Source organism: Paracidovorax citrulli (assembly GCF_900100305.1).
GTDB classification, from domain to species: Bacteria; Pseudomonadota; Gammaproteobacteria; order Burkholderiales; family Burkholderiaceae_C; genus Paracidovorax; species Paracidovorax citrulli.
The window spans coordinates 1-21,986 of record NZ_FNEY01000034.1 but is presented as its reverse complement, the minus strand read 5'-3'; the positions used below and the strand labels follow the sequence as shown (position 1 = coordinate 21,986).

Here is a 21,986-nt window from a genome sequence, read left to right as displayed (position 1 = left end):
CTCCACATTCCCTGCGTGCCGCCATGAACCACTCCTTCCGACTTTCCTCCCTCGCTGGTGCCTGCGCCACGGGCACCGCCGCCCTGCTGCTCGGAGGCTGCGCCGCCCTGCAGAACTACGACATGCCCCCCGCCCAGGGCGCCATCGGCATTCCCGGCAGCGCCGGCACGGCGACCGACATGGGCGCGCCCGACGCGACCTCGGCCGTCGTCCTGCTGAAAACCGCCGCGGGCGCCCCGGCCGGCCGCGCCCTGCTCACGGAGTTGCCGCAGGGCGGCGGCGTGGAGATCGCGATCGACGTGCAGGACATGGCCCCGGGCCTGCACGGCTTCCACATCCACGCGAACGGCGAATGCGCCCCCGGGCCCGATGCGGCCACGGGCCGCGTGGTCGATTTCGGCGCCGCGGGCGGCCATTTCGATCCCTACATGACGCGCAACCACGGCCGCCCGGCCCAGTCGCCGCACGAGGCGCATGCGGGCGAGGCGCCCAACATCCAGGTGGGCGCAGACGGCAAGGGATCGCTGCGCTTCACCAACCCCCACGTGACCCTGCTGGCGGGCAAGACCTCGGTGCTCGGCCGCACCCTCGTTGTCCACGAGAAGCAGGACGACTACGCCAGCGATCCGGCCGGCAATTCCGGCGGCCGCCTGGCCTGCGGCCTGGTCGAGCCGGCCGCGCCCAGCATGGTGCAGGGCCGCGCCACCATCGAAGGCGCCAACGCCTATCCCGAAGGCATCGCGGTCGATCCGCGCACGGGCATCGCCTACGTCGGCTCCAGCACCGAAGGCCACCTCTACCGCATCGCCCGGGGCACGCAGAAGGCCGAGCGCTTCCAGCTCGGCGGCTCGCCGGGCCGCCAGGCCGCCCTCGGCATGAAGGTGGACGGCAATGGCCGCCTGTGGGTGGCGGGCGGCGCCACCGACACCGTGGCCGTGGTGGACCTGCAGAGCGCCGCGACGCTCGCCGTCATCGAAGGCCCGAAGGATGGACAGGCGTTCCTCAACGACATCGCGCTCGCGCCGCAGCATGCCTACGTCACCGACTCCTTCCGGCCCGTGCTCTGGCGCATCGCCACGGCCCCCGGCGCGCCCGCCGCGCTGGAACCGTGGCTCGACCTGCGCAACACGCCGGTCCGCTACCGGCCGAACCAGATGAACCTGAATGGCATCGTGGCATCCGATGATGGCCGCCGCCTGCTCGCCGTGCAGCATGCGACAGGCCAGCTCTGGCGCATCGACACCGCCACGCGCGACGTGGCCGAGGTCCGCCTCGAAGGCGGCGACCTGCGCAACGGCGACGGGCTCGTGCTCGCAGGCCCGGGCGATCTCTACGTCATGCGCAATGCGAACAACGAGCTGGTGCGCGTCGCCCTCGCCGGCGACTGGAGCAGCGGCCGCATCGTGCAGCGCCTGCGCGATCCGCGCCTGAAGTACCCGACCACGGCCGCCCTGCACGGCTCCGCGCTGCTGGTGGTGAACGGGCAGCTCGACAAACAGAAGGCACCGCCCCCTCTGCTGCCTTTCGATGTGTTGCGCATCGCCCTGCCGCACTGAAGCCTGCCGGGCGACGGGTCAGGTCGCACGCACGTGCTGCCCCGGGCCCGGCAAGGCCGGGGGCGGCTTACAGCGCCAAAGCTGTAAAACCAATTTACCGCTTAGATTGCGTAAATTCGACATACAGCCTGCAGGTTGCATGCCCGGATTCACGGTACACGGCAGACCAGCTGCCCGTGCCCGCGCATGTCCGCGGCGTGACCGCCAACCGGGCGCAGATTCGCTAGGCTGGTATCTTCCCGCTCGAGGCATCCGGCCCGCTCCCGCCGCCGTCCGCCCAGCCCCCTTGCCGTGCCCCAACCCGCCACCCCCACCGCAGAACCCGCGGCAGACCCCGCCCCGCCCTCCCGCGCCCTGTGGGCCATGTTCCTGTGCCTGCTGTCGGGCTTCGCGCTGAGCCAGGCCTTCCGCACGGTCACCAGCATCATTGCCACGGGCCTGCAGGCCGACTTCGGCATCTCGCCCGATTCCCTGGGGGCGTTCGCCGGGCTGTTCGGCCTGTCGTTCGGCGTAGCCCAGCTGCTCATGGGCATCGGCATGGACCTGTACGGCTTGCGCCGCACGGTGCTGACGGCGTTCCCCATGGCGGTGATCGGCGCGGCGGTATCCGCCGCTGCGCCGGGCTATGGCTGGTTGATGCTCGGGCAGTTGCTGATCGGCGTGGGCTGTTCGCCGGCTTTCCTGGCCTGCACGGTGTTCATTGCCCGGCACTTTCCCGCCCAGCGTTTCGCGTTTTTCTCGGGCGTGGGAATGGGCGTGGGCGGCCTGGGCCTGATCTTCACGGGCACGCCGCTGGCCTGGCTGGTGCAGCACGGCGGCTGGCGCCTGGGATTCGGGGTGCTGGCGGCGCTCTCGCTGCTGTCGTGGCTGCTGATCTACCTGCGCGTGCATGAACCGGAACTGCCGCAATCCAACAGTCAGCCGAAAGAATCCTGGGGGCAGGCGGCCAGCCGTTTCGCAGACCTGTTCCGCATGCCGCACACCTGGGGCATCCTGGTCCTCGGCATGTGCTGCTACGCCGCCTTCCTGACGCTGCGCGGCCTGTGGCTGGGGCCGCTGCTGATGGGCCGGTTCGGGTTCTCGCTGGTCGAGAGCGGCAATGTGGCGCTGGTGCTGTCGCTGATCGCCCTCTTCGTTCCGGCGCTCTTCGGCCGCCTGGACCCGGGTGCGCAGCGCCGCCGCCGGTGGATCACCTTCTTCTCGCTGCTCATGGGCGGCCTGTTCCTGCTGATGGCGTTCCTGCACCATGCCGCGGCCACGGTCGTGCTGATCTTCGCGATGGGCCTGCTGTCGGGCTACAGCGTGCTCCAGTACGCCGACGTGCGTTCCTCCTACCCGGCCGGGATGACGGGCCGTGCGCTGTCGCTCTACACCATGTCGATGTTCCTCGGGGTGGCGCTGATGCAATGGCTGACCGGGCTGCTGGCCGCCTGGGCGCAGCACCACGGCCATGATCCTTACCGGGCGGTGATGCTCTGCATCGCCGGCATGCTGGCGGCGGCGTCCACGGCGTTCAGGTTCTTGCCGCGGTCGCCGTTGCTGCCGCAACGCGGCGCGGCATAAGCCGGGCCCGGGAGCAGGCAGGGTCTGGCAATAGAGACTTGCGGAAGGCATCTCGCCCCAAGCAAAAAGCCCCTGACCTCGTGAAAGATCAGGGACTTTGCGTTCTGGTGGCCTGGGACGGAATCGAACCATCGACACGCGGATTTTCAATCCGCTGCTCTACCAACTGAGCTACCGGGCCTGAGCCTTGAATTATAGCCAGAAAAAACGCCCCCTGGAACCCAGGCCGCGAATTTTCTGAAATCTTCGTCCGCCCCACCCCGTCACTGGCTGCGCTTGCTCCGCCCCAGGTCCACGCCCAGCTGCCGCAGCTTGCGGTACAGGTGGGTGCGCTCCAGCCCCGTCTTCTCGGCCACGCGCGTCATGGAGCCCCCTTCGCGGGCCAGGTGGAACTCGAAGTAGGCTTTCTCGAAGCCGTCGCGCGCCTCGCGCAGCGGACGGTCGAGGTCGAACCCCTGGTGGGAGCTGGGGCCGCTGGCGGCGAGCCCCGGCCCGCCCGCGCTGGCCGCTGCGGGGGCCTGGGGTGCGTCGGATGCGGGCACGGCGGCGGCGGCCGAGGCTGGCGTGGCGGAGGGCGCAGGCACCGCGGCCGGTGCGGCCGCCGCAGGCGCGGGCACCGTGCGGGCCAGGCCCTGCTCCACGGCCTTGAGCAGCTTCTGCAGCGTGATGGGCTTCTCGAGGAACGAGAAAGCCCCGATGCGCGTGGCCTCCACCGCGGTGTCGATGGTGGCGTGCCCGCTCATCATGATCACGGGCATGGTCAGCACCCCGGCGGTCGCCCATTCCTTGAGCAGGGAAACGCCGTCGGTATCGGGCATCCAGATGTCGAGCAGGACTAGGTCGTAGGTGTTCGCCGACCGGGCGGCCCGGGCCTGGGTGGCGTTCTCGGCCAGGTCCACGCTGTGCCCTTCGTCGTTCAGGATTTCGGACAGCAAGTCGCGGATACCGAGTTCGTCGTCAACCACCAATATATTTGCCATGGGTACGGATGCTGCTGCGGGCTGCGTGTAACTTGTTGTTAATAAACCACGGGGGTTTCAGGCGCGAATGATAGCGACACTTGTGCCCCCCGGACCACGCCGTCTTCCACGCGATTGGAAAGATCGATGCGCGCCCCATGTTCGTCGGCGATTTTTTTCACCACCGCCAGGCCCAGGCCGGTGCCACGCGGCTTGGTGGTGACATAGGGCTCGAAGGCCCTTTGCAGGATGTGAGCCGGGAAGCCCGTACCGGCATCGCTCACCGTCAGGCGCACCCGGCGCGAGGTCTCGCTCCAGCGCGTGGCGATGCGCACCGGGGCGGGCGCCACCCCCTCTTCACGGGCACGCTGCTCGCTCGCATCCTGTGCGTTCTGCAGCAGGTTGTGGATCACCTGCCGCAGTTGCTGGGCGTCGCCGGCGATCGCCGGGCACCGCGGGTCGAGCTCGGACTCCACCGGCACCGTGGCGGTCTCCGCTCCATACAGGTGCAGGATGTCGCCCACCAGCGCGTTCAGGTCCAGGCGCTGCAGTTCGGCAGCGGGCAACCGCGCATAGTCGCGGAACTCGTTGACCAGGCGCTTCATGGCATCCACCTGATCGACGATGGTCTTGACCGACTTGGCCAGCACCGCCTCCTCCGCGGCGCCCAGCTTGCCGGTCAGCTTCATCTCCAGCCGCTCGGCCGACAGCTGGATCGGCGTGAGCGGGTTCTTGATCTCGTGCGCCAGCCGGCGCGCGACCTCGCCCCACGCCTGGGCCCGCTGGGCGGAGACGATCTCGGAGATGTCGTCGAACACCAGCAGCCGCAGCGCGTCGGGCAGCTCCGCGCCCCGCGCCACCAGGCTCGTTCCGTTGCCGGCCGGCCCCGCATGGGTGGGATCCCCTCCCCCCACGTGCAGGTCGAACGGGTGCTGCCAGTGGTCCAGCCCGTGCTGCTGCTCGCGGTCGCCCAGGAAGGCGTCGAAATGTGCCTGCACGGCCGCCGCGAACGCCGCCAGCCCCGGCACCTCCGCCAGCGGCCGGCCCTCGAACGCCGCCATGGGCGCACGCAGGATGCGGGTGGCACCCGGGTTGGTGGACTGGATGCGGCCCTGCGCGTCCAGCACGATCACGCCGGCCGTCAGGTTGTCCAGGATGGTCTGCAGGCGCGCGCGCGCGGCATCCACCTCGCCCATGCTGCGCTCCACCGCGGACCGCGCATCGGCCAGCTGCTGCGTCATGACCGCGAAGGAGCGTGTCAGCCCGCCGAGTTCGTCGCCCGTCTGCAGTACCGCCTTGGGGCTCAGGTTGCCCGAGGCCACCTCGCGCACGCCCTCGGCGAGCACCAGCAGCGGCCTCGCCAGATGCCGGCCCAGCAGAACGGCCAGCAGCACGGCGCCGAACACCGCCAGGAACAGGCTGAGCGTGAGCGTGCCGATGTACATGCGCCGCAGCCCGCCGCGGGCCAGCGCGCGCTCCTGGTACTCACGGTTCGCCTCCTGCACGGCCAGGGCGTTGGCCACCACCACCTGCGGCAGGCGCATCGTGGCCTGCAGGTAGCGCGGCTCTTCCAGCAGGCCCACGCTCGTGGTGCCCACCATCACCAGCGTCTTCACCCGCGCGTTCTGCACGGCCTGCGGGTCGGCGGCTTCGTCCAGCCCCTCGATCTGGAAGGCGGAGCGCTGCTGCCGGGCATTGCGCAGCAGCTGCGGGGCCGGCCGCTCCGGATTGAGGTCGAAGCGGGACTGGCCGGCGCTCGCCACCGGCTGCCCCGCCGAGTTGAAAAGCACCACGTCCGTCGCGCCCAGCTGGTCGCGGATGCGTTCCAGCACCAGGCCCGCGGCGGCATCCGGCACCGGCGCCAGCTGGATGCTGGCCGTGCGCGCCTGCGCCGCCATGTCGCTGGCCAGCGTGTCCAGCGTGGCCCGGGCCAGGCTCACGCCGGCCGACAGGGCGCCCTCCACCTTCACGTCGAACCAGCTCTCGATGGACCGCGACACGAACTGGTAGGACACCACGTAGATCAGCAGCCCGGGCACCAGCCCCACCAGCCCGAAGATGCCCGCCAGCTTCACCAGCAGCCGGCTGCCGAAGCGGCCCTTGCGCAGCCGCACCGCCAGGCGCACGGCCACCCAGGCCAGCACCGCGAAGAGCAGCAGCGCCACCAGCACGTTCAGCCCGAAAAGCCACGCGTAGTTGCGTTCGTACATCGCCCGGTTGTTCGTCGAGACGGTGAGCAGGAACAGCAGCACGAGGCCGATGGCGCTCATCACGGCGACGGACACGCCCAGCGCCCAGCGCGCGGCGCGGGCCTGCCGGCCGCTGCGGACCGTCACGGGTTCCCGGGGCGAGGCGGGATCGGAAGGAGAGGGGCTCATGGCTGCGGCTCGATGACCAGGCGTTCGGTGCGGGAAATCGCGAGGTCCCATCCGGAGCGCCCCATGGCGCCGATCTGGAACGGCCTCGGCAGCTGCGACATGTCGAGCCGGAAGCGCAGGTGCACCAGGTGCGCGGCCTGGCGGTCGATGTCGTCGATATCGGCGATCTTCCAGCGGGCGATGCGCTGCATCGCCAACAGCGCCTCCTCCAGCTCGTCATAGCTCTGGCCCAGCGCCACGCCCAGCCCGCTCGCCGGAAACGGCATCGTGGACTGGTTGAGCCGCCAGCGGCGCGTGAGGGGCTGGTAACTCAGCCGCAGATAGCGCGTGGCGCGCGCGACGGTCTTGTCGGACCAGTACCAGCGCTCCCGCAGCACCTCGGCCTCCTCCACGAAATAGAGAGTGATGCCCTTGAGCAGCGCATCCTCCGCCAGGTCCGGCAACTCGAAATGCAGGGCGGCCGACAGGTACAGGCCGGTGTCCGCTGCCTCCAGCTTCAGGTCGGTGATCTCGCCGGCTCCGGCCTGCGCGGCGGCCGGCCCCGGCAGGGACAGCCAGAGCCCCAGGCACAGCAGGAGCGTCCAGCAGGCATGGCGCCAAGCCGAGCCCCATGCGGCCTGCAGGCGCGCGCGCCAACCCTGCGCCGGCATGGCTTCAGGCGGGCTGCCGGCCCAGGAGTGCGTAGAAGAAACCGTCATGCTCACGGGATGGATTCTCGCGGACGCTGCCGCCATCGCCGGGATCCCGGGGCAGCAAATGTCCGGGAGAAGGCAGCAAATGGGCATCATTGTTGTTCGCAAGAAACGACCGGACCATGTCATCGCCTTCCGCGCGGAACACGGAACAGGTGCAATACAGCATGCGCCCGCCCGGCCGCAGCAGCGGCCAGAGCGTGGACAGCAGCCGCGCCTGCTGGGCGGCCAGCTGCGCGATGTCCCCGGGGCGCCGCAGCCAGCGCACGTCCGGATGGCGCCGCACGATGCCCGACGCCGTGCAGGGCGCGTCCAGCAGGATGGCATCGAAGGGCTCTCCGCCGCAGGCCTGCTGCCACCAGTCCTCCGGGCGCCCGGCATCGGCCACCAGCACCTGCGCCCGCAGGCCCAGCCGCTGGAGCGTTTCACCGATGCGCGCGCTGCGCAGCGGGTCGATCTCCAGCGCGGTCACGTGGACCGGCGATCCGGCACCGGCATACTCGAGCAGGTGGGCGGTCTTGCCGCCCGGCGCCGCGCAGGCATCCAGCACCCGCAGCGGCCGGCCCAGGTCCAGGCCTGACAGCAGCAGGGGCGCGGCCTGCTGGGCCGCGAGATCCTGCACCGAAACCCGGCCGTCGGCGAACCCGGGAAGCCGCTGCACGGGCTGCGGAGACTCCAGGACCAGACCGGTATCGGTCGCCGGCCAGGCCTTCATGCCCACAGCCTCCAGCGCGGCCAGGTAGCCCGCCATGTCCACCTTGCCCCGGTGGATGCGCAATGCCATCGGGGCCTGCGCGTTGTTGGCCCGCAGGATCTGCTCCCAATGGCCGGGATGGTCCTTCCGCAGGCGCTCGATCCACCACGCGGGATGGTTCCACCGGGCGACGGGATCCGAATCGGTGGCGGCCACCAGCGCATCGCGCTCGCGGAGGAAGCGGCGCAGACAGGCGTTCACGAAAGCTGCCTGCCCGCGCGTGGCGGCATGGCGCTTGGCCGCCTCCACCGCCTGGTTCACGAGCGTGAACGGCTCATAGGGAGCAGCACCCGCTTGCCAACCCAGGGCCAGGGTCGAGCACAGCAGCGCATCCACGCGCGGCTTGGGCCGCCGCGGGGCCAGTTGCGCCCGCAACGCCTCCGCACGGCCCAGCTGGCGCAGCACCGCGAAGAACAGCGCCTGAACGCCCGCGCGCAGCACCGGGTCCACCGCCGCCAGGGCCGCGGTACCCGACTGGCCGCCGCGCACCGCCATCACGGCATCCACCACCGCGTCGAGCTGGCGCCACAGGGGAATCGCCCCTCCGGGCGAATCCGGGCGGGAAGGGGAAGGATGCGGGGAGGATGCAGGCATGTCAGGGGCGCCGTGAAAGCGCGAAGGATGGGAAACAACCACCCTGCGAAGACGCCCGTGGCGTCCGCTGCAGGGCGGGAACGTCGCTAAACGCCGTCAGAGCGCCTGCGCTGCATGGAAACCGAAAAGCCAGGCCAGCAGCCGGGCGGGGAATTGCCGGATGGCACCGTTGTAAGAGTCCACGGCATCATTGAACTGCCCGGTGGCCAGGGCAGCGTGGGCCCAGAGCTCCTGCCATCGCTGCTCCCACAGCGCCAGGGCGTCCTCGCCCGGGGCCATGGCCGGCGGCGGGGAATCCGGCATGCCCGCCCCGCCACCGCCAGGCCCGGCAGCGCCTTCCCGCGGTTCGCGCGCCGCCCGCGCCATCGCGGCCCAGGCCGTGCGCAGGACCTCGCGGGCAGCAGCCAGCGCCGCGGCGGCTCCGCCATCGAGCGGGCGCGCACGCGCCACGGCCAGGCATGCGCCGAATTGGGTGGTCGCGGCCCACAGGGCCGTGCGCACCTCCGACTGCGCGGGCAGCGCAGGACTCTGCGCCGCCTCGTACTCGCCGAGCATGCCCGTGATACGCACGAAATGCACGTCCAGGCCGCCGAACGCCTGAATGGCGGCGGAGCGCAGCCGGACCAGCCGGTTGTAGGCTCCCACCGCCCAGAACAGCAGCACCGCCAGAAAAATCCAGGTCGTCAGCATCGCAGCAATGGCAGGCGCCCCGCGGACCACCGCGAAGACGCGAAATCAAAAAGAAAAGGGCACGGCGGCCAGCAGCCTCCGCGCCTGAAAAAACGCTCCCGGCCTGCCACGAGCGACAGAGCGGGAGCGTTGCGGCAGGCCGTTCGGCTTGCAGGCAGGGCCGTGGGTTACTCGGCCGAACCGCTTTCCACGCCGGAGCCTTCGACTTCCGGAGCTTCGTCGGAGCCCGTGGTGGCCATCTCGGCAGCCTCGGCCTCGGCGATGGCGCGGCGCTCGGCGTCGTCCATGGCTTCCTTGGCCTTGCGTGCCTGGTGGTAGGCCAGGCCGGTACCCGCCGGGATCAGGCGGCCCACGATCACGTTCTCCTTCAGGCCACGCAGCTCGTCGCGCTTGCCCATGATGGCAGCCTCGGTGAGCACGCGGGTCGTTTCCTGGAAGGAAGCGGCCGAGATGAACGAATCGGTGGACAGCGATGCCTTCGTGATACCCAGCAGCACGTTGCTGTAGGTCGCGGGGATCTTGCCCTCGGACTGCAGCTGTTCGTTGGTGTTGAGGATCTCCGAACGCTCGACCTGCTCGCCGGCGATGTAGCCCGACTCGCCCGGGTTCTCGACCACGACGCGGCGCAGCATCTGGCGAACGATCACCTCGATGTGCTTGTCGTTGATCTTCACACCCTGGAGGCGATAGACGTCCTGCACTTCATCGACGATGTAGCGCGACAGTTCCTCGATGCCCAGCAGGCGCAGGATGTCCTGCGGATCGGCCGGACCATCGACGATCAGCTCGCCCTTGTTCACCACCTGGCCTTCGTGGACCAGCACGTTCTTTTCCTTGGGCACCAGCTCGTCCCAGACCTTGCCGTCCGGATCGGTGATCTGCAGGCGCACCTTGCCCTTGGTTTCCTTGCCGAAGGACACCGTGCCGGTGATCTCGGCCAGCATGCCCTTGTCCTTGGGCGAGCGGGCCTCGAACAGCTCGGCCACGCGCGGCAGACCCCCGGTGATGTCGCGGGTCTTCTGGCCTTCGACCGGAATACGCGCCAGCACTTCGCCGGGGCCCACGTCCTGGCCGTCGCGCACCTGGATCAGCGCGCCGACCTGGAAGCCGATCGTCACCGAGTGGTCGGTGCCGGGGATCTTCACCTCGGCGCCGTTCGCATCGACGAGCTTCACCTGCGGGCGCACCACCTTGGCGGAGCCGCGGCGCTTCGGATCGATCACGACCAGCGTGGACAGACCGGTCACATCGTCCACCTGCTTGGCGACGGTGAGGCCTTCCTCGATGTTCTCGAACTTCACCTGGCCGGCGAATTCCGTGATGATCGGTCGCGTCAGCGGGTCCCAGTTGGCCAGGATCGTGCCGGCCTTGACCTGCTGGTCGGCCTTCACCGTCAGCGTCGCGCCGTACGGCACCTTGTGGCGCTCGCGCTCGCGGCCGTGCTCGTCCTGGATGATGACCTCGCCCGAGCGCGCGATCACCACCAGCTCGCCCTTGCTGTTGGTCACGTAGCGCATCGTGGCGTTGAAGCCGATCACGCCGTTGGACTTCGCTTCCACGGTCGATGCGATGGCGGCGCGCGACGCGGCACCACCGATGTGGAACGTACGCATGGTCAACTGCGTGCCGGGTTCACCGATGGACTGGGCAGCGATCACACCCACGGCTTCGCCGAGGTTGATCAGGCCGCCACGGCCCAGATCGCGGCCGTAGCACTTGGCGCAGAGGCCGTAGCGGGTTTCGCAGGTCAGCGCGGTGCGCACCTTCACCTCGTCCACGCCGGCGGCTTCCAGCTCTTCGAGGGTGTCTTCGTCCAGCATCTGGCCGGCCGGCACCAGCACGGCGCGGGTTTCGGGGTGCAGCACCTCTTCGGCCGTGGAGCGGCCGAGCACGCGCTCGCGCAGCGACTCGATCACTTCACCGCCCTCGACGATGGCGCGCATCACCGAACCGTTGGTCGTGCCGCAGTCCTCTTCGGTCACCACGAGATCCTGCGTCACGTCCACCAGGCGGCGGGTGAGGTAGCCGGAGTTCGCGGTCTTCAGCGCCGTATCCGCCAGGCCCTTCCGGGCGCCGTGGGTGGAGATGAAGTACTGCAGCACGTTCAGGCCTTCACGGAAGTTCGCCGTGATGGGGGTCTCGATGATGGAGCCGTCCGGCTTGGCCATCAGGCCGCGCATGCCGGCCAGCTGGCGGATCTGCGCGGCGGAACCCCGGGCGCCCGAGTCGGCCATCATGTAGATGGCGTTGAAGGACTCCTGGTTCACTTCCTTGCCGTGGCGGTCGGTGGTCTTCTCGACCTTGAGCTGGTCCATCATCACCTTGGACACGTCGTCGCCGGCCTTGCCCCAGATGTCCACCACCTTGTTGTAGCGCTCGCCGGCGGTCACGAGACCGGAGACGTACTGCTGCTCGATCTCCTTCACCTCGGCTTCGGCACGGGCCAGGATCTCGGTCTTCTGCGGCGGCACGAGCATGTCGTCGATCGCCACGGAGAAGCCGGCGCGCGTGGCCAGGCGGAAACCGTTCTGCAGCAGCTTGTCCGCGAACACCACGGTTTCCTTCAGGCCGCACTTGCGGAAGCTCACGTTGATGAGCTTGGAGATTTCCTTCTTCTTCAGCGCCTTGTTGATGTTGCTGAAGGGCAGGCCCTTGGGCAGGATCTCCGACAGCAGCGCACGGCCCACGGTCGTATCGACCAGCGAGGTCGAGGGCACGAACTCGCCGGACGCCTTGTCCTTGGTCCATTCGGTCAGGCGCACGCTGATCTTGGCGTGCAGCTCGACCTGGCCGGCGTCCAGCGCGCGCTGGACTTCGCCCGTGTCGGCGAACACCAGGCCCTCGCCCTTGCCGTTGATCTTGTCGCGGGTGGCGTGGTAGAGGCCCAGCACCACGTCCTGCGAAGGCACGATGGAAGGCTCGCCGGAAGCGGGGAACAGCACGTTGTTGGAGGCCAGCATCAGCGTGCGGGCTTCCATCTGCGCTTCCACCGACAGCGGCACGTGGACGGCCATCTGGTCACCGTCGAAGTCGGCGTTGAAGGCCGCGCAGACGAGCGGGTGCAGCTGGATGGCCTTGCCTTCGATCAGGATCGGCTCGAAGGCCTGGATGCCCAGGCGGTGCAGCGTCGGAGCACGGTTCAGCATGACCGGATGCTCCTTGATGACCTCTTCCAGGATGTCCCAGACCACCGGCGTGCCGGATTCGACTTCCTTCTTCGCGGCCTTGATGGTCGTGGCGATGCCCATCTGCTCGAGGCGCGAGAAGATGAAGGGCTTGAACAGTTCCAGGGCCATCAGCTTCGGCAGGCCGCACTGGTGCAGCTTGAGCGTCGGGCCCACGGTGATCACGGAACGGCCGGAGTAGTCGACGCGCTTGCCCAGCAGGTTCTGGCGGAAGCGGCCGGACTTGCCCTTGATCATGTCGGCCAGCGACTTCAGCGCGCGCTTGTTCGCGCCCGTCATCGCCTTGCCGCGGCGGCCGTTGTCCAGCAGCGAATCGACGGCTTCCTGCAGCATCCGCTTCTCGTTGCGCGCGATGATCTCCGGAGCCTTCAGCTCCAGCAGGCGGCGCAGGCGCGAGTTGCGGTTGATGACGCGGCGATAGAGGTCGTTCAGGTCGGAGGTCGCGAAGCGGCCGCCGTCCAGCGGCACCAGCGGACGCAGGTCCGGCGGCAGCACGGGCAGCACGTCCAGCACCATCCACTCGGGCTTGATGCCGGACTTCTTGAACGCTTCCAGCACCTTCAGGCGCTTGGCGTTCTTCTTCACCTTGACTTCGGAGCCGGTCAGGTCGCCGCGCAGCTTCTCGATCTCCAGATCGATGTCGATGCCTTCGAGCAGGTCCTTGATGCCTTCGGCGCCCATCTTGGCGATGAACTCGTCGCCGTATTCCTTGCGCTTCGCGTCATGGTCGTCCTCGGACATGATCCCGAACTTCTTCAGCGGGGTCATGCCAGGGTCGGTCACCACGTAGGCTTCGAAATACAGCACGCGCTCGATGTCGCGCAGCGTCATGTCGAGCACCAGGCCCAGACGCGACGGCAGCGACTTCAGGAACCAGATGTGCGCGCAGGGCGCGGCCAGGTCGATGTGGCCCATGCGCTCGCGGCGCACCTTGGTCTGGGTCACTTCCACGCCGCACTTCTCGCAGATCACGCCGCGGTGCTTCAGGCGCTTGTACTTGCCGCACAGGCACTCGTAGTCCTTGATCGGGCCGAAGATCTTGGCGCAGAACAGGCCGTCGCGCTCGGGCTTGAACGTGCGGTAGTTGATCGTCTCGGGCTTCTTCACCTCGCCGAAGGACCAGGAACGGATCTTCTCCGGCGACGCCATGCCGATGCGGATGGCATCGAAATGCTCGTCCGGCGTGAATTGCTTGAACAGGTCGAGTAGAGACTTCATAAACCCTATCTCCTAGTACTTCTTAAGAACGTTCCAGTTCGATGTCCAGGCCCAGGGAACGGATTTCCTTGACCAGCACATTGAACGACTCGGGCATGCCTGCCTCGATCGCATGTTCGCCCTTGACGATGGACTCGTACACCTTGGTACGGCCCTGCACGTCGTCGGACTTCACGGTGAGCATTTCCTGCAGCACGTACGAGGCGCCATAGGCTTCCAGCGCCCACACTTCCATCTCCCCGAAACGCTGGCCGCCGAACTGGGCCTTGCCGCCCAGCGGCTGCTGCGTGACGAGCGAGTACGGGCCGGTGGAACGGGCGTGCATCTTGTCGTCCACCAGGTGGTGCAGCTTCAGGTAATGCATGTAGCCGATGGTCGTCGGGCGCTCGAAGCGCTCGCCCGTGCGGCCGTCGTACAGGTAGGCCTGGGTACGGCTCTCGGTCAGGCCCTTGCGCTCCTTGATGTCGTCCGGATAGGCCAGCTTCAGCATGTCCTTGATCTCGGCTTCCGACGCGCCGTCGAACACCGGCGTCGCATAGGGCACGCCGTTGGTCAGGTTGGCGGCCATGGCCATCACCTCGTCGTCGCTCAGCACCGACAGGTCTTCCTTGCGGCCGCGCGAGTTGTAGACCTCTTCCAGGAACTTGCGCATCTCGGCCGCCTTGGCCTGGTCGCGCAGCATGTCGCCGATGCGCTGGCCGATGCCCTTGCCGGCCCAGCCCAGGTGGACTTCCAGCACCTGCCCGATGTTCATCCGCGAAGGCACGCCCAGCGGGTTCAGGACGATGTCGGCAGGCGTGCCGTCGGCCATGTAGGGCATGTCCTCGACCGGAACGATCTTGGACACCACGCCCTTGTTGCCGTGGCGGCCGGCCATCTTGTCGCCGGGCTGCAGGCGGCGCTTGACGGCCAGGTACACCTTCACCATCTTCAGCACGCCGGCAGGCAGCTCGTCGCCTTGCGTGAGCTTCTTGCGCTTCTCTTCGAAAGCCAGGTCGAAGCTGTGGCGCGTCTGCTCCAGGGCGTTCTTGATGGACTCGAGCTGCGTCGCCACTTCGTCTTCCGCCGGGCGGATGTCGAACCAGTGGAACTTCTCGACGGAAGCCAGGTAGGCCTTGTCGATCTTCGTGCCCTTGGCCAGCTTCTGCGGGCCGCCGTTGGCCACGCGGCCGTTCAGCAGCTTCTCGATACGGTCGAACGCGTCGGCCTCCACGATGCGCAGCTGGTCGTTCAGGTCCAGGCGGAAGCGCTTGAGCTCATCGTCGATGATCTGCTGGGCGCGCTTGTCGCGCTGGATGCCTTCGCGCGTGAACACCTGCACGTCGATCACGGTGCCCGAAGAGCCCTGGTCCACGCGCAGCGAGGTGTCCTTCACGTCGGAAGCCTTCTCGCCGAAGATCGCGCGCAGCAGCTTCTCTTCCGGCGTCAGCGTGGTCTCGCCCTTCGGCGTGACCTTGCCCACCAGCGTGTCGCCGGGCTGCACTTCCGCCCCCACGTAGATGATGCCGGACTCGTCCAGGCGGTTCAGCTGCTGTTCCGACAGGTTCGGGATGTCGCGCGTGATTTCCTCGGCGCCCAGCTTCGTGTCGCGGGCCATCACCACCAGTTCCTCGATGTGGATCGAGGTGTAGCGGTCTTCGGCCACCACGCGTTCGGAGATCAGGATCGAATCTTCGAAGTTGTAGCCGTTCCAGGGCATGAACGCGATCAGCATGTTCTGGCCGATGGCGATCTCGCCCAGGTCGGTGGAGGCACCGTCGGCGATCACGTCGCCCTTGGCCAGCACGTCGCCCTTCTTCACGATCGGGCGCTGGTGGATGTTCGTGTTCTGGTTGGAACGCTGGTACTTGATCAGGTTGTAGATGTCCACGCCGACTTCACCGGCCACGGCTTCGTCGTCGTTCACCCGCACCACGATGCGGGTGGCATCCACGTAGTCCACGATACCGCCGCGGTTGGCCGTCACCACCGTGCCGGAGTCCACGGCCGCCACGCGCTCGATGCCCGTGCCCACCATGGGCTTTTCCGGACGCAGCACGGGCACGGCCTGGCGCGACATGTTGGCGCCCATCAGTGCGCGGTTCGCATCATCGTGCTCCAGGAAGGGCACGAGCGAGGCAGCCACCGACACGATCTGCGCGGGCGACACGTCCATGTACTGCACGCGCTCGGCGGACAGCAGCGTGGATTCACCCTTCTCGCGGGCCGACACCAGGTCGCCGGTCAGGCGGCCTTCGGCATCCAGCGCGGCGTTGGCCTGGGCGATGACGTACTTGCCTTCCTCGATGGCCGACAGGTAGTCGATCTGGTCGGTCACCTTGCCGTCCACCACGCGGCGGTACGGCGTCTCGATGAAGCCGTACTCGTTCAGGCGGGCGTACAGGGCCAGCGAGTTGATCAGGCCGATGTTCGGGCCTTCAGGCGTTTCGATAGGGCAGACGCGGCCATAGTGCGTGACGTGCACGTCGCGCACTTCGAAGCCGGCGCGCTCGCGCGTCAGACCGCCCGGGCCCAGGGCCGAGACGCGGCGCTTGTGCGTGATTTCCGCCAGCGGGTTGGTCTGGTCCATGAACTGCGACAGCTGCGACGCACCGAAGAACTCCTTCAGGGCGGCCGAGATCGGCTTGCTGTTGATCAGGTCGTGCGGCATCAGCGGCTCTTGCTCCGCCTGGCCCAGACGCTCCTTCACGGCCTTCTCGATACGCGCCAGACCCGTGCGGTACTGGTTCTCGGCCAGCTCGCCCACGCAACGCACGCGGCGGTTGCCCAGGTGGTCGATGTCATCGACTTCGCCCTTGCCGTTGCGCAGGTCCACCAGGATCTTCACCACGGCCAGGATGTCGTCGTTGGACAGCACCATCGGGCCGGTGGATTCGTCGCGGCCGATCTTGGCGTTGAACTTCATGCGGCCCACGCGCGACAGGTCGTACGTGTCCGGGTTGTAGAACAGGCGCTGGAACAGGGCCTGCACGGCGTCTTCCGTCGGCGGCTCGCCGGGGCGCATCATGCGGTAGATGGCCACGCGGGCGGCGAACTCGTCCACCGTCTCGTCGATGCGCAGCGTCTGCGAGATGTACGCGCCCTGGTCCAGTTCGTTCGTGTAGATGACCTGCAGGTCCTGCACGCCGGCCGAACGCAGCTTCTTCAGCAGCGCTTCCGTGAGTTCCTCGTTGGCCTTGGCCACGATCTCGCCGGTGTCGCCGTCCACGATGTTGCGCGCGACCACGCGGCCGATCAGGAAATCTTCCGGCACGCTGATGTGGGTCGTGCCGGACTGCTCCAGTTCACGGGTGTGGCGGGCGGTGATCCGCTTGTCCTTGGCCACGACGACCTTGCCGGACTTGTCGGTGATGTCGAAGCGCGCCACTTCGCCCTTCAGGCGGTCGGCCACGAACTCCATCTGCGCGCCGCTGTCCATCAGGCGGAAGTTGTCGTTGACGAAGAAGTTCGCCAGGATCGATTCCGGGTTCAGGCCGATGGCCTTCAGCAGGATCGTGACCGGCATCTTGCGGCGACGGTCCACGCGGAAATACAGAATGTCCTTCGGGTCGAACTCGAAGTCCAGCCAGGAACCGCGGTAGGGAATGATGCGTGCGGAGAACAGCAGCTTGCCGGAGCTGTGCGTCTTGCCCTTGTCGTGCTCGAAGAACACGCCGGGCGAACGGTGCAGCTGCGACACGATCACGCGCTCGGTGCCGTTGATGATGAACGAGCCCTTGTCGGTCATCAGGGGCACCTCGCCCATGTAGACCTCCTGCTCCTTCACTTCCTTCACCACCTTGGACTGCGACGTCGAGGACTCGCGGTCGTAGATGATGAGCTGCACCTTGGCGCGCACGGCCGAGGCGAAGGTCAGGCCACGGGTCTGGCACTCGCGCACGTCGAACGCCGGCTTGGCCAGGTTGTATTCCACGAACTTCATCTCGACGAAGCCGTTGTGCGAGACGATCGGGAACGCTGCGTTGAATGCGGCCTGCAGGCCTTCGTTGGTGCGTTTCTGCGGTGCCATGTCCGCTTGGAGGAAAGCGGTGTACGCGTCCTTCTGCATCTGCAGCAGGTACGGCACTTTGAGCACGCTGTCGCGGCTACCGAAACTCTTGCGGATGCGTTTGCGTTCGGTATAGCTGTACGTGGATGTTGGGGCCATGAGATCTCCGGGCAAAGACATGGATGGGGGTCTTCGACGACTACTGCCCCACAAGGAGCGCGGCCTTGCGGGCTTGGCGGTTGGCCACTACCAACCATGGCGGACGGCGATGCGTTGCACATCGCCCGAACCAAGGCGTCTTCTGTTGTCGGGTTGTCAGAAGACACTAGGAAGCAGGGGGGTGGATGCCGAGGCGGCACCCGCTACCTGCTTTCTGGTGTGCTCTGCACACACGCGCTTCTCAGAAGCGCGGAAAGGCTGGAGGCCCTTTGCGGAGCCTCCAGCCTTGCCAAAGCAGCCGAATTACTTGAGTTCGGCCTTGGCGCCGGCTTCCACCAGCTTCTTGACAGCGGCTTCTGCGTCGGCCTTGGCGATGCCTTCCTTGACGTTCTTGGGAGCGCCGTCCACCAGGTCCTTGGCTTCCTTGAGGCCCAGGCCGGTGATTTCGCGCACGGCCTTGATGACCGCGACCTTGTTGGAACCGGCTTCGGCCAGCACCACGTTGAACTCGGTCTTCTCTTCGGCAGCAGCGCCGCCGGCAGCAGCGCCGCCGCCAGCTGCGGGAGCGGCCATGGCGGCAGCGCTCACGCCGAACTTCTCTTCAATGGCCTTCACCAGGTCATTGAGTTCCATCACGGACATGCTGTCCAGGGCGGTCAAGAATGCGTCTTTATCGAATGCCATAATTTTTCCTAACAATTGGTTTAAAGAGGGAACGACTGCAGCAAAGCCTCAAGCGGCTGCTGCTTCGCCTTCGCCTTTCTTTGCGGCCAGAGCACCCAGCACCACGGCGGTGCGGGAGATCGGCGACATCAGCAAGCCACACAGCTGGGCCAGCAGCACTTCCTTGGAAGGGATGTTGGCCAGTTGCTTCACGCCGTTCACGTCCAGGGCCTTGCCTGCGAAGGCGCCGCCGCGAATCACCAGCTTGTCGTTGGTCTTCGCGAAATCGGCCACCACCTTGGCGGCGGCCACAGCGTCTTCGGAGAAGCCATAGATCAGAGGACCGGTCATCTGGTCGGCCACCACGTCGAACTGGCTGCCAGCCACAGCACGGCGGGCCAGAGTGTTCTTCAGAACACTCAGGCTCACACCCTTGCTGCGGGCGTCAACGCGCAGTTTGGTCATGTCGGCCACCGTGATGCCACGGTATTCCGCGATCACGAGCGTTTGAGCTTTAGCGGCGAGGCTGGTCACTTCATTGATGACCGCTTCTTTCTCACTGCGATTAAGACTCAAGGTCTACTCCTTCATATGCACACTCGGGCAACCCCTCGTGCGCGCTCTTGTTGCAGCGACCAACTGTTTCGGAATCGAATTCCATCTGCAGCGGGATCGCCATCTGCGCTGGCTCCGTGGATTTAAATGCAGCCGGGACTGCACACCAGCGGTCTTGGATGGCCCGGCGCATCGCTGCGCCGGCCCACCACCGAGGCGCCTCGCGGCGCCTCAAGATTTCTTGGCGATCAGGCCGAGATGGATTGCGTATCGACGCGCACGCCGACACCCATGGTCGAGGACACAGCCACCTTGCGCAGGTACAGACCCTTGCTGGTTGCCGGCTTCGCCTTGTTCAGAGCTTCGATCAGCGCCACCAGGTTGCCCTGGAGCTTGTCGTTGTCGAACGAGCGGCGACCGATCGTGCTGTGGATGATCCCGGCCTTGTCGACGCGGAACTGCACCTGGCCGGCCTTGGCATTCTTCACGGCCGTGGCGACGTCGGGCGTCACCGTGCCCACCTTGGGGTTCGGCATCAGGCCGCGCGGGCCGAGGATCTGGCCCAGCGTACCGACGACACGCATGGCGTCGGGAGCAGCGATCACCACGTCGAAAGGCATGTCACCGGCCTTCACCTGTGCAGCCAGATCGTCCATGCCCACCACGTCCGCGCCGGCAGCCTTGGCTTCTTCAGCCTTGGCGCCCTGGGCGAACACGGCGACGCGGGTCGTCTTGCCGGTGCCGTTCGGCAGCACGACGGCACCACGCACCACCTGGTCCGACTTCTTGGCGTCGATGCCCAGCTGCACGGCCACGTCGATGGACTCGTCGAACTTGGCGGTTGCGGCTTCCTTCACCAGCACCACGGCGTCGGCGAACGCATACAGCTTCGTGCTGTCGACCTTGCCTTGCAGCGCCTTTTGCTTCTTGGTCAGCTTAGCCATTTACAGACCCTCCACCGTAACGCCCATGGAACGGGCAGAGCCAGCCAGCGTGCGGACGGCAGCGTCCACGTTGGCAGCATTCATGTCCTTCAGCTTGGTCTTGGCGATCTCTTCCAGCTGCGCGCGGGTGATCTTGCCGACCTTCGTGCTCAGGGCGTTCGAGGAACCCTTTTCCAGCTTGATCGCCTTCTTGATCAGGGTTGTCGCCGGAGGCGTCTTGATGATGAACGTGAAGCTCTTGTCCGCGAAAGCCGTGATAACCACGGGCAGCGGCAGACCCGGCTCGACGCCTTGGGTCTGGGCGTTGAACGCCTTGCAGAACTCCATGATGTTCAGGCCACGCTGACCCAGCGCGGGACCGATCGGAGGAGAGGGATTAGCCTTTCCTGCCGGCACTTGCAGCTTGATAAAGCCGACGATTTTCTTCGCCATAGCGACTCCTTGCGGGTAATGACGCCTTCATGGAAGGCTCCCCGGGGTTGGTTGACTCCATTTAGGTGCGCCGAGTCAAAAAGCGCGTGCAATCAGGGAGGAGGACGTCAGGTCTTCTCGACCTGCCCGAACTCCAGCTCCACCGGGGTGGAGCGACCGAAAATCATCACGGAGACGCGCACCCGGCTCTTCTCGTAGTTGACTTCCTCGACCGAGCCGTTGAAGTCCGCGAACGGACCTTCCTTGACCCGCACCAGCTCGCCCACCATGAATTCGATCTTGTGGCGGGGCTTGTCGGTGCCTTCCTGGATCTGGTTGACGATTTTCTGGACTTCGTCTTCGGAGATCGGAGCGGGACGGTTCTTGGCACCGCCCACGAAACCCGTCACCTTGCTGGTGTGCTTCACCAGGTGCCAGGTGTCGTCATCCATGACCATTTCGACGAACACGTAGCCCGGGAAGAGGCGCCGCTCGGTCGTCTTGCGCTGGCCGTTCTTCATTTCCACGACCTCTTCCGTCGGGACGAGAATCCGGCCGAACTTGTCCTGCATGCCCGCACGGTTGATGCGCTCCGTGATGTTGCGCTCTACCGCCTTCTCCATCCCGGAGTAGGCATGCACGATGTACCAGCGCAGATCCGGATTGGCAGACGATGCAGGAGCCTGGGCAGGCGAGAGGTTTTGATCGACGGCGTCATTCATGTTATTTCCTCCAGCCCAGAATCAGATCGTAGAGCACCCATTCCAGCGTTTTATCGGTGAACCAAAGGAACAGCGCCATCACCAGCACGAAGGCAAACACGTAGGCCGTCATCTGCAAGGTTTCCTTGCGGGTGGGCCACACGACCTTCTTGACCTCTTTCCAGGCATCCTTGGCGAAGCCGGTGAAGCGGCGGCCCGACTCGGACACCGCGAAGACGGCTGCGGCGGCGATGACCGCGACGATCAGAATAGCCCACTGGACCAGGGGCCCCTGCTTGGACAGAAGGTAGAAACCGGCAATACCCGCAATCAGCAACGCGACGACAGCGGCCAGCTTGGCCTTGTCCGCGCCTGTACTTACGGTTTCAATTTGCTGAGACGCTGCCATTCTTCATTCCGGTTGCAAAAATTGCGCTTTCACAAGACACCGAAGCCCGCCAGGTGTCTGGCGGGCTTTTTTATGCCAGGTGACTGGCAGGGGCAGTAGGAATCGAACCTACAACCTTCGGTTTTGGAGACCGACGCTCTGCCAATTGAGCTATACCCCTATGACTCCTGATCAGGCAATGATCTTGGCCACGACGCCGGCGCCGACCGTACGGCCGCCTTCGCGGATGGCGAAGCGCAGGCCTTCTTCCATGGCGATGGGGTTGATCAGCTTGACGGTGATCGACACGTTGTCGCCGGGCATGACCATTTCCTTGTCGGCCGGCAGCTCGATGGCGCCGGTCACGTCGGTCGTGCGGAAGTAGAACTGCGGACGGTAGTTGTTGAAGAAGGGCGTGTGGCGGCCGCCTTCGTCCTTCGACAGCACGTACACCTCGGCCGTGAAGTGGGTGTGCGGCTTGATGGAGCCGGGCTTGCACAGCACCTGGCCGCGCTCGACGTCTTCACGCTTCGTGCCGCGCAGCAGCAGGCCGACGTTGTCGCCGGCTTGGCCCTGGTCCAGCAGCTT

At 66.7% G+C, this 21,986-nt stretch carries 16 protein-coding genes and 2 tRNA genes; 2 read left to right on the top strand and 16 right to left on the bottom strand.

Annotated features, from left to right (window positions below):
• The first annotated feature begins 23 nt into the window (after positions 1-23).
• Positions 24-1,556: a superoxide dismutase family protein gene (locus BLR99_RS18800; protein ID WP_046059934.1), complete on the top strand. Its 1,533-nt coding sequence runs from the start codon at positions 24-26 to the stop codon at positions 1,554-1,556.
• Positions 1,557-1,847: 291 nt separating this feature from the next.
• Positions 1,848-3,119, top strand: a complete 1,272-nt coding sequence (locus BLR99_RS18795) for an MFS transporter (RefSeq protein ID WP_017439105.1) — start codon at positions 1,848-1,850, stop codon at positions 3,117-3,119.
• A gap of 105 nt (positions 3,120-3,224) precedes the next feature.
• Here the strand turns inward: BLR99_RS18795 and BLR99_RS18790 are convergent.
• From BLR99_RS18790 to BLR99_RS18715, 16 genes are all read right to left on the bottom strand, one after another.
• Positions 3,225-3,300 (bottom strand) — tRNA-Phe (locus BLR99_RS18790).
• Between the two features lie 82 nt (positions 3,301-3,382).
• On the bottom strand, positions 3,383-4,099 hold the full coding sequence (locus BLR99_RS18785) for a response regulator (RefSeq protein WP_011797531.1): 717 nt from the start codon (positions 4,097-4,099) through the stop codon (positions 3,383-3,385).
• A 38-nt stretch (positions 4,100-4,137) separates the two neighbouring features.
• A complete protein-coding gene (locus tag BLR99_RS18780; RefSeq protein ID WP_046059933.1) occupies positions 4,138-6,456 on the bottom strand; it encodes a sensor histidine kinase in 2,319 nt (772 codons plus the stop codon).
• Entirely contained in the window at positions 6,453-7,106 is a 654-nt protein-coding gene (locus BLR99_RS18775) for a DUF4390 domain-containing protein (protein ID WP_046059932.1), read from the bottom strand. The genes BLR99_RS18780 and BLR99_RS18775 overlap by 4 nt, the downstream gene beginning before the upstream one ends.
• A gap of 4 nt (positions 7,107-7,110) precedes the next feature.
• A complete protein-coding gene (gene rsmB, locus BLR99_RS18770) occupies positions 7,111-8,496 on the bottom strand; it encodes a 16S rRNA (cytosine(967)-C(5))-methyltransferase RsmB (protein ID WP_011797534.1) in 1,386 nt (461 codons plus the stop codon).
• Between the two features lie 96 nt (positions 8,497-8,592).
• Positions 8,593-9,186: a LemA family protein gene (locus tag BLR99_RS18765; protein ID WP_046059931.1), complete on the bottom strand. Its 594-nt coding sequence runs from the start codon at positions 9,184-9,186 to the stop codon at positions 8,593-8,595.
• A gap of 167 nt (positions 9,187-9,353) precedes the next feature.
• On the bottom strand, positions 9,354-13,589 hold the full coding sequence (gene rpoC, locus BLR99_RS18760; RefSeq protein ID WP_011797536.1) for a DNA-directed RNA polymerase subunit beta': 4,236 nt from the start codon (positions 13,587-13,589) through the stop codon (positions 9,354-9,356).
• Between the two features lie 22 nt (positions 13,590-13,611).
• Positions 13,612-17,736 carry a DNA-directed RNA polymerase subunit beta gene (gene rpoB / locus BLR99_RS18755; RefSeq protein WP_011797537.1) on the bottom strand — a complete coding sequence of 1,375 codons (4,125 nt, stop codon included), beginning with the start codon at positions 17,734-17,736 and terminating at the stop codon, positions 13,612-13,614.
• A gap of 303 nt (positions 17,737-18,039) precedes the next feature.
• Positions 18,040-18,420: a 50S ribosomal protein L7/L12 gene (gene rplL / locus BLR99_RS18750; protein WP_011797538.1), complete on the bottom strand. Its 381-nt coding sequence runs from the start codon at positions 18,418-18,420 to the stop codon at positions 18,040-18,042.
• A gap of 48 nt (positions 18,421-18,468) precedes the next feature.
• Positions 18,469-18,975 (bottom strand): 50S ribosomal protein L10, encoded by a 507-nt coding sequence (gene rplJ, locus BLR99_RS18745; RefSeq protein WP_011797539.1) that lies wholly within the window; start codon positions 18,973-18,975, stop codon positions 18,469-18,471.
• Between the two features lie 227 nt (positions 18,976-19,202).
• Positions 19,203-19,898 (bottom strand): 50S ribosomal protein L1, encoded by a 696-nt coding sequence (rplA, locus tag BLR99_RS18740; protein WP_011797540.1) that lies wholly within the window; start codon positions 19,896-19,898, stop codon positions 19,203-19,205.
• Positions 19,899-20,330, bottom strand: a complete 432-nt coding sequence (gene rplK / locus BLR99_RS18735; protein WP_011797541.1) for a 50S ribosomal protein L11 — start codon at positions 20,328-20,330, stop codon at positions 19,899-19,901.
• Between the two features lie 107 nt (positions 20,331-20,437).
• The gene (gene nusG / locus BLR99_RS18730; protein ID WP_011797542.1) at positions 20,438-21,031 is read right to left on the bottom strand and encodes a transcription termination/antitermination protein NusG; all 594 of its coding nucleotides are present in this window, start codon (positions 21,029-21,031) and stop codon (positions 20,438-20,440) included.
• A gap of 1 nt (position 21,032) precedes the next feature.
• A complete protein-coding gene (gene secE / locus BLR99_RS18725) occupies positions 21,033-21,419 on the bottom strand; it encodes a preprotein translocase subunit SecE (protein ID WP_011797543.1) in 387 nt (128 codons plus the stop codon).
• A gap of 84 nt (positions 21,420-21,503) precedes the next feature.
• Positions 21,504-21,579, bottom strand: a tRNA-Trp gene (locus BLR99_RS18720).
• A gap of 11 nt (positions 21,580-21,590) precedes the next feature.
• On the bottom strand, positions 21,591-21,986 hold a 396-nt coding region (locus tag BLR99_RS18715), incomplete at its 5' end, for an EF-Tu C-terminal domain-related protein (protein ID WP_491904500.1).

What these genes read in the sequence shown, in the direction of transcription:
- BLR99_RS18800 (WP_046059934.1), top strand. Translation starts at nt 24, where the DNA reads ATGAACCACTCCTTCCGACTTTCCTCCCTCGCTGGTGCCTGCGCCACG.
- BLR99_RS18785 (WP_011797531.1), bottom strand. Translation starts at nt 4,099, where the DNA reads ATGGCAAATATATTGGTGGTTGACGACGAACTCGGTATCCGCGACTTG.
- BLR99_RS18780 (WP_046059933.1), bottom strand. Translation starts at nt 6,456, where the DNA reads ATGAGCCCCTCTCCTTCCGATCCCGCCTCGCCCCGGGAACCCGTGACG.
- BLR99_RS18775 (WP_046059932.1), bottom strand. Translation starts at nt 7,106, where the DNA reads ATGCCGGCGCAGGGTTGGCGCGCGCGCCTGCAGGCCGCATGGGGCTCG.
- rsmB (WP_011797534.1), bottom strand. Translation starts at nt 8,496, where the DNA reads ATGCCTGCATCCTCCCCGCATCCTTCCCCTTCCCGCCCGGATTCGCCC.
- BLR99_RS18765 (WP_046059931.1), bottom strand. Translation starts at nt 9,186, where the DNA reads ATGCTGACGACCTGGATTTTTCTGGCGGTGCTGCTGTTCTGGGCGGTG.
- rpoC (WP_011797536.1), bottom strand. Translation starts at nt 13,589, where the DNA reads ATGAAGTCTCTACTCGACCTGTTCAAGCAATTCACGCCGGACGAGCAT.
- rpoB (WP_011797537.1), bottom strand. Translation starts at nt 17,736, where the DNA reads ATGGCCCCAACATCCACGTACAGCTATACCGAACGCAAACGCATCCGC.
- rplL (WP_011797538.1), bottom strand. Translation starts at nt 18,420, where the DNA reads ATGGCATTCGATAAAGACGCATTCTTGACCGCCCTGGACAGCATGTCC.
- rplA (WP_011797540.1), bottom strand. Translation starts at nt 19,898, where the DNA reads ATGGCTAAGCTGACCAAGAAGCAAAAGGCGCTGCAAGGCAAGGTCGAC.
- rplK (WP_011797541.1), bottom strand. Translation starts at nt 20,330, where the DNA reads ATGGCGAAGAAAATCGTCGGCTTTATCAAGCTGCAAGTGCCGGCAGGA.
- nusG (WP_011797542.1), bottom strand. Translation starts at nt 21,031, where the DNA reads ATGAATGACGCCGTCGATCAAAACCTCTCGCCTGCCCAGGCTCCTGCA.
- secE (WP_011797543.1), bottom strand. Translation starts at nt 21,419, where the DNA reads ATGGCAGCGTCTCAGCAAATTGAAACCGTAAGTACAGGCGCGGACAAG.